Origin of the sequence: Allochromatium humboldtianum, from assembly GCF_013385175.1 — a bacterium.
Lineage (GTDB): Bacteria > Pseudomonadota > Gammaproteobacteria > Chromatiales > Chromatiaceae > Thermochromatium > Thermochromatium humboldtianum.
The window spans coordinates 522,385-528,384 of record NZ_JABZEO010000001.1 but is presented as its reverse complement, the minus strand read 5'-3'; the positions used below and the strand labels follow the sequence as shown (position 1 = coordinate 528,384).

The window sequence follows — 6,000 nt, the reverse complement described above, 5'->3', positions numbered from 1 at the left end:
CGACATGAACGGCTCCCCGCATGTGACAAAATCGACTGAACGCACCTGACGGTACGCAAGACCCTGATTCAAAATATGGAGCCCATGACCGGAATTGAACCGGTGACCTCACCCTTACCAAGGGTGTGCTCTACCAACTGAGCTACATGGGCAAAAACTCAAGCGACCTTCATGCAAGACCTGGAGCGGGTGATGGGAATCGAACCCACACCATCAGCTTGGAAGGCTGAGGTTCTACCATTGAACTACACCCGCGAAAGCGTCGAGCCGCGCCAGACATCCGCGAGAACGTCAATCGCAACGAACAATTTGGTGGAGGGGGGAGGATTCGAACCTCCGAAGGCTGAGCCGTCAGATTTACAGTCTGATCCCTTTGACCGCTCGGGAACCCCTCCAAATGAGCGGCGCATTGTAGGGGTGAACTCAGACCCCGTCAACAGGTATTTTGCATCAGATCGAAGATCGCCCATCGGGGCAGCCCGACGCCCGCTGTTTCGCTGCAATGCGTTCGTCATGCAGCCACGCGGCCCAAGCTGCTAACATGCGCGGCTTCGACCCTATTTTCTTTACGCTTATCCGAGAATTACAGCGATGGATGTAACGATCTTTGGTACTGGATATGTGGGGCTGGTGACGGGTGTCTGCCTGGCCGAGGTGGGCAACAACGTGCTCTGCATCGACATCGATCCGAACAAGATCGATCTGCTCAACAGCGGCGGGGTGCCGATCTACGAGCCCGGACTCGACGAAATGATCCAGTCCAACCGCGAGGCCGGCCGGCTGCACTTCTCGACCGATGCCAAGGCCGGCGTCGAGCATGGGCTGTTCCAGTTCATCGCCGTCGGCACTCCGCCCGACGAGGACGGCTCGGCGGATCTGCAATACGTCCTGGCGGTCGCGCGCACCATCGCCGAGCACATGACCGAGTACCGCATCCTGGTCGATAAATCCACCGTGCCCGTGGGCACCGCCGACCGGGTCGCCGACACCGTGCGCGAGGTACAGGCAAGCCGGGGCCAGACAGTCGAGTTCGATGTCGTCTCCAATCCCGAGTTCCTCAAGGAGGGTGCAGCGATCGAGGACTTCATGCGCCCGGATCGCATCATCGTCGGCACCGACAATCCGCGCACCGGCGAACTGCTGCGCGCGCTCTATGCACCCTTCAACCGCAGTCACGACCGGCTGATGCTGATGGATGTGCGCTCGGCCGAGCTGACCAAGTATGCCGCCAACGCCATGCTGGCGACCAAGATCAGCTTCATGAACGAGCTGTCGAACATCGCCGAGGCCGTCGGCGCCGACATCGAGAAGGTGCGCGTCGGTATCGGCTCGGATCCGCGCATCGGCTATCAGTTCATCTATCCGGGCTGTGGCTATGGCGGCTCCTGCTTCCCCAAGGACGTGCGCGCCCTGGAGCGCACCGCGCGCGGGCTGGGCTACGAGGCCGAATTGCTGCAAGCGGTCGAGGCGGTGAACTTCCGTCAGAAAGAGGTGCTCTTCACCAAGATCCGCGACTATTTCGGCGGCGACCTGGCCGGCAAGACCATTGCGCTCTGGGGCCTGTCCTTCAAGCCCAATACCGACGACATGCGCGAGGCGTCCAGCCGGGTGCTGATGGAGGCGCTGTGGGAGGCTGGCGCGCGGGTCCGGGCCTATGACCCCGTGGCCATGGAGGAGACCCAGCGGATCTATGGCGAGCGCGCCGACCTGACGTTGGCCAACGATGCGCTCACAGCCGTCGACGGTGCTGATGCATTGGTAGTCGTGACCGAGTGGTCGCAATTCCGCAGCCCGAACTTCGACGCGATCCGCTCCAGACTGCGTACCCCGGTCATCTTCGACGGACGCAACATCCTCGACGGACCGCTCGCCCGTGCCGCCGGACTGACCTATGTCTCCATCGGCCGCGCGCCGCTCGCGCCTGTCTGAAGTCCACGCGGACCAAGCCCGCCATCACTGAACGCGATGGCGCCTGGTCCGCGCCTCCCCTTTCAGCCCCCCCTCCAGAATCGACTCGATTGAGATTCGTCAATCGAACCCTGATCGTGCCATCGGCGCTTGTGATAAATTCACGCCGTCGCCTATCACGACTGGACCGACGACCCGAACGATAACACTCAACCGAGGGGGACAAACCCATGCGTTTCAATCGCTCCACATTGGCTACAGGGCTGATCCTGGCCATGGCCATGCCGTTCGGCGCCCAGGCCACCAATGGCTACATGTCGCATGGCTTCGGCACCAAGAGCAAAGGCATGGCCGGCGCGGGTTCCGCCCTGCCGCAGGATGCCATGATCTCGGCCTCGAACGTCGCCGGTGTTGTGTGGCTGAGTGAGCAACGGATGGACATCGGCGCATCTCTGTTTTCGCCCCACCGCAACTATACGCAGCACGCCTCCGAGTCCGGCATACCAGGCAATCCGCCGATTCCGATCGGCAGCGATGCGGATTTCACGGGTACGGTCGACAGCGACAAGGAGCTCTTCCTCATCCCGCACTTCGCCTACAGCCGACCGCTCGACGACGTCAGCGCCATCGGTGTCTCGCTCTACGGCAATGGCGGCATGAACACCACCTACCGCTCAGAGGACACGACCATGCGGCTGGGCACCTACGGCGGCGCCATGGCCCAGCCCTCGGATTCCAACACCGGCGTGGATCTCAGCCAACTGGCGCTGAATCTCAACTATTCGCGCAAATTGACCGAGGACTTCTCGGTCGGCGCCGGGCTGATCCTGGCCTACCAATCCTTCAAGGCCAAGGGACTGTCGTCGCTCGGCTCCCTCGCGGCCGACGGCAACCCGGACAATCTGTCGAGTCGCGGGCGCGAGGGCGTCTTCGGCTGGGGACTGCAAGTCGGCGCACTGTGGCAGCTCAACGAACGACTCTCGCTCGGCGCGGCCTATCAGACCCAGGTCGACTTCGAGCGCTTCGACAAGTACTCAGACCTCTTTGCCGAGGATGGCGACCTGGATGCACCGGCACTCGTCAACATCGGCCTGGCCTTCAAAGCACGCCCCGATCTCACGCTCGCCTTCGACGTTCAGCACATCTGGTATGGCGACGTCGATGCGCTCGGCAACGACATGACCAAGAACATCATGCTGTGCATGCAGGGCTATACGGCCCACTGCCTGGGCGGCAGTCAAGGGATCGGTTTCGGCTGGCGCGACATGACCGTCTACAAGTTCGGCGCGCAATGGGCGATGCGCCCGGATCTGACACTGCGCGCCGGTTACAGCTACGGCAAGCAGCCCGTTCCGGCCGATGGCGTGCTCTTCAACGTCGTCGCGCCTGCGGTCATCGAGCACCACTTCACGCTCGGCCTGACCAAGGAGCTGAGCAAGCGCACCGAGATCAGTCTGGCCGCCATGTACGCCCCCAAGAGCGATCTCGATTGCGGCTGTCTGCTGCCACTCTCCGGCGGCCCCGAGTCCATCAATATCGCCATGGATCAGTGGGAGCTGGAGTTGAGTTTCGGTCTGCGCTTCTAGACGTGATGCTGCAACACCAAGAGGCGCGCCTGCTCACCGCGCCGGACTCGAAGTGATTTTCGAATAAGCCCTGCCAGGAAATCCCCTCCCCTCCTTGAGAGCGGGAGGGGAGACTTCACTGAATTGGTCGACGGCGAGCGAGCCGCCCCGGAACCACGACCGGCAGCAGCTCAGGCCAAAGGCCGCCTCCAATCACCCCCGACTCGCCCGCTTGCGATCGCTCTCCTTGAGATGACGCTTGCGCACGCGGATGGCGCTCGGGGTGATCTCGACCAGCTCGTCGTCCTCGATGAACTCCAGCGCCTGTTCCAGGGTGAACTTGACCGGCGGCGTGAGCAGGATGTTCTCGTCCGAGCCGGCGGCGCGGATGTTGGTCAACTGCTTGGCCTTGAGCGGATTGACGGTCAGATCGTTGTCGCGCGAGTGGATGCCGACCACCTGTCCCTCGTAGACCTCTTCGCCGGGCGAGACCATCATCCGGCCGCGCTCTTGCAGGTTGAACAGCGCATAGCCGAGCGCCTTGCCGGTGGCGTTCGAGATCATGGCGCCGTTGCGACGCGGCGCGATGCCGCCCATGTGCGCCGGACGATAGCGCTCGAAGACGTGGTACTTGAGTCCGGTGCCCGAGGTCAGGGACATGAACTCGGTCTGGAAGCCGATCAGGCCGCGCGAGGGAATCTCGTAGTCCAGGCGCACCCGGCCCTTGCCGTCCGGCACCATGTCTTTCAGCTCACCGCGCCGCTCGCCGAGCGCCTGCATGATCGACCCCTGCGAGGTCTCGTCGATGTCGACCGTGAGCTGCTCGTAGGGCTCGCAGATCTGGCCGTCGATCTCGCGGAAGATGACCTCGGGACGCGACACCGCCAGCTCGAAGCCTTCGCGGCGCATGTTTTCGAGCAGGATCGACAGATGCAGCTCGCCGCGTCCGGAGACGCGGAATTTTTCCGGATCGTTGCCCTCCTCGACGCGCAGCGCGACATTGTGGATCAGCTCGCGTTCGAGCCGGTCCTTGAGCTGGCGCGAGGTCAGATACTTGCCGTCCTTGCCGGCGAAGGGCGAGGTGTTGACCTGGAAGGTCATGGTCACGGTCGGCTCGTCGACGGTGAGCGTCGGCAGCGCCTGGACGTGTTCGGGATCGCACAGGGTATCGGAGACGCCGGGCGCCTCGATGCCGGTCAGGGCCACGATGTCGCCGGCGGTGGCCTGGGGCACCTCGTGGCGGTCGAGACCCAGATAGCCGTAGACCAGACCGATCTTGGCCTTGTGGCGCGTGCCGTCGGGCTTGACCACGACGACCTGCTGGTTGGGCTTGACGCGCCCGTGGCGGATGCGCCCGACGGCGATGGCGCCGACATAGGCGTTGTAGTCGAGGGTCGAGACCTGCATCTGGAACGGCGAATCGGGATCGACCTCGGGCGCCGGGCAGTGCTGGACGATGGCCTCGAACAGCGGGGTCATGTCGCCCTCGCGCACGTCGTCGGTCAGGCCCGCGTAGCCGTTCAGACCGGAGGCATAGACGATGGGGAAATCGAGCTGCTCGTCGCTGGCGCCGAGCCGATCGAACAGGTCGAACACCTGATCGATGACCCAGTCCGGACGCGCGCCCGGACGGTCGACCTTGTTGATGACCACGATCGGGCGCAGACCGTGCGCGAACGCCTTGCTGGTGACGAAGCGGGTCTGAGGCATCGGGCCTTCCTGGGCGTCGACCAGGAGCAGCACCGAGTCGACCATCGACAGCACGCGCTCGACTTCGCCGCCGAAGTCGGCGTGTCCGGGGGTGTCGACGATGTTGATGCGGTAGTCGTTCCAGCGGATCGCCGTGTTCTTCGACAGGATGGTGATGCCGCGTTCCTTCTCCAGCGCGTTGGAGTCCATCACCCGTTCGACCGGCCCGAAGCGGTCGCCGAGCGTGCCGGACTGCTGCAAGAGCTTGTCCACCAGCGTGGTCTTGCCATGATCGACGTGGGCGATGATGGCGATGTTACGAAGAGTTTCGATCACAGGAATGGGCTCCGGGCGCGGCGGCTAAGGATTGACGATGGATTCGGGGTTGGGGGTCGGGATGTCTGGCGGGAAACGGCGGTCGCGGCCGGGATGGACGTGACTGGATTCGGCCTCGGCGGCGATTATATACGCTTGATGGGCAAATCGCGTGCTGTGTCTTGCGCGTCGGCGGCTGGGGGATGTCGGCGTGGTGGATGGCGAGGCGCGGCTGGGGTCGATCTAGCGGCGATTGCTCGGGTGGCGTCTCGTCATGATTCCGCAACACTTGGCCCGGCTTGGATTTTTCCGAGATACCAACAGAGCCTGTGGATAAGTCTGTGCACAACTTTCGTTCGTCGGCTTCCAGGGCGCGTGGTTGCTGGACGCGAAACAGATCGGTCGCATTTTGACCGCCTGAAAAAGCCGTTTATTGTCAATCGGTTGCGCGAGTCATTGATAAATCGGCTTGAGCCGATCGGAGCCGGGATCGTCGCGGCGGACGAGCGGATGCGGCCTGTGA

3 protein-coding genes and 3 tRNA genes are annotated in these 6,000 nt (G+C 63.3%); 2 read left to right on the top strand and 4 right to left on the bottom strand.

Annotated elements, in window-relative coordinates; translation table 11 throughout:
* Positions 1–76: 76 nt before the first annotated feature.
* From HW932_RS02470 to HW932_RS02460, 3 genes are all read right to left on the bottom strand, one after another.
* Positions 77–152 (bottom strand) — tRNA-Thr (locus HW932_RS02470).
* A gap of 29 nt (positions 153–181) precedes the next feature.
* Positions 182–255: transfer RNA gene (locus tag HW932_RS02465), tRNA-Gly, on the bottom strand.
* Between the two features lie 55 nt (positions 256–310).
* Positions 311–395 (bottom strand) — tRNA-Tyr (locus tag HW932_RS02460).
* A gap of 196 nt (positions 396–591) precedes the next feature.
* Here HW932_RS02460 and HW932_RS02455 point away from each other — a divergent pair.
* Positions 592–1,929, top strand: coding sequence for a UDP-glucose dehydrogenase family protein (locus HW932_RS02455; protein ID WP_176974906.1), 1,338 nt, complete (start codon positions 592–594; stop codon positions 1,927–1,929).
* A gap of 209 nt (positions 1,930–2,138) precedes the next feature.
* Positions 2,139–3,494, top strand: coding sequence for an OmpP1/FadL family transporter (locus HW932_RS02450; protein WP_176974905.1), 1,356 nt, complete (start codon positions 2,139–2,141; stop codon positions 3,492–3,494).
* A gap of 192 nt (positions 3,495–3,686) precedes the next feature.
* Here HW932_RS02450 and typA read toward each other — a convergent pair whose 3' ends face one another.
* The gene (gene typA, locus HW932_RS02445) at positions 3,687–5,498 is read right to left on the bottom strand and encodes a translational GTPase TypA (RefSeq protein WP_176974904.1); all 1,812 of its coding nucleotides are present in this window, start codon (positions 5,496–5,498) and stop codon (positions 3,687–3,689) included.
* Between the last annotated feature and the right edge of the window lie 502 nt (positions 5,499–6,000).

Coding starts and splice junctions, on each gene's coding strand:
- HW932_RS02455 (WP_176974906.1), top strand. CDS start 592: ATGGATGTAACGATCTTTGGTACTGGATATGTGGGGCTGGTGACGGGT.
- HW932_RS02450 (WP_176974905.1), top strand. CDS start 2,139: ATGCGTTTCAATCGCTCCACATTGGCTACAGGGCTGATCCTGGCCATG.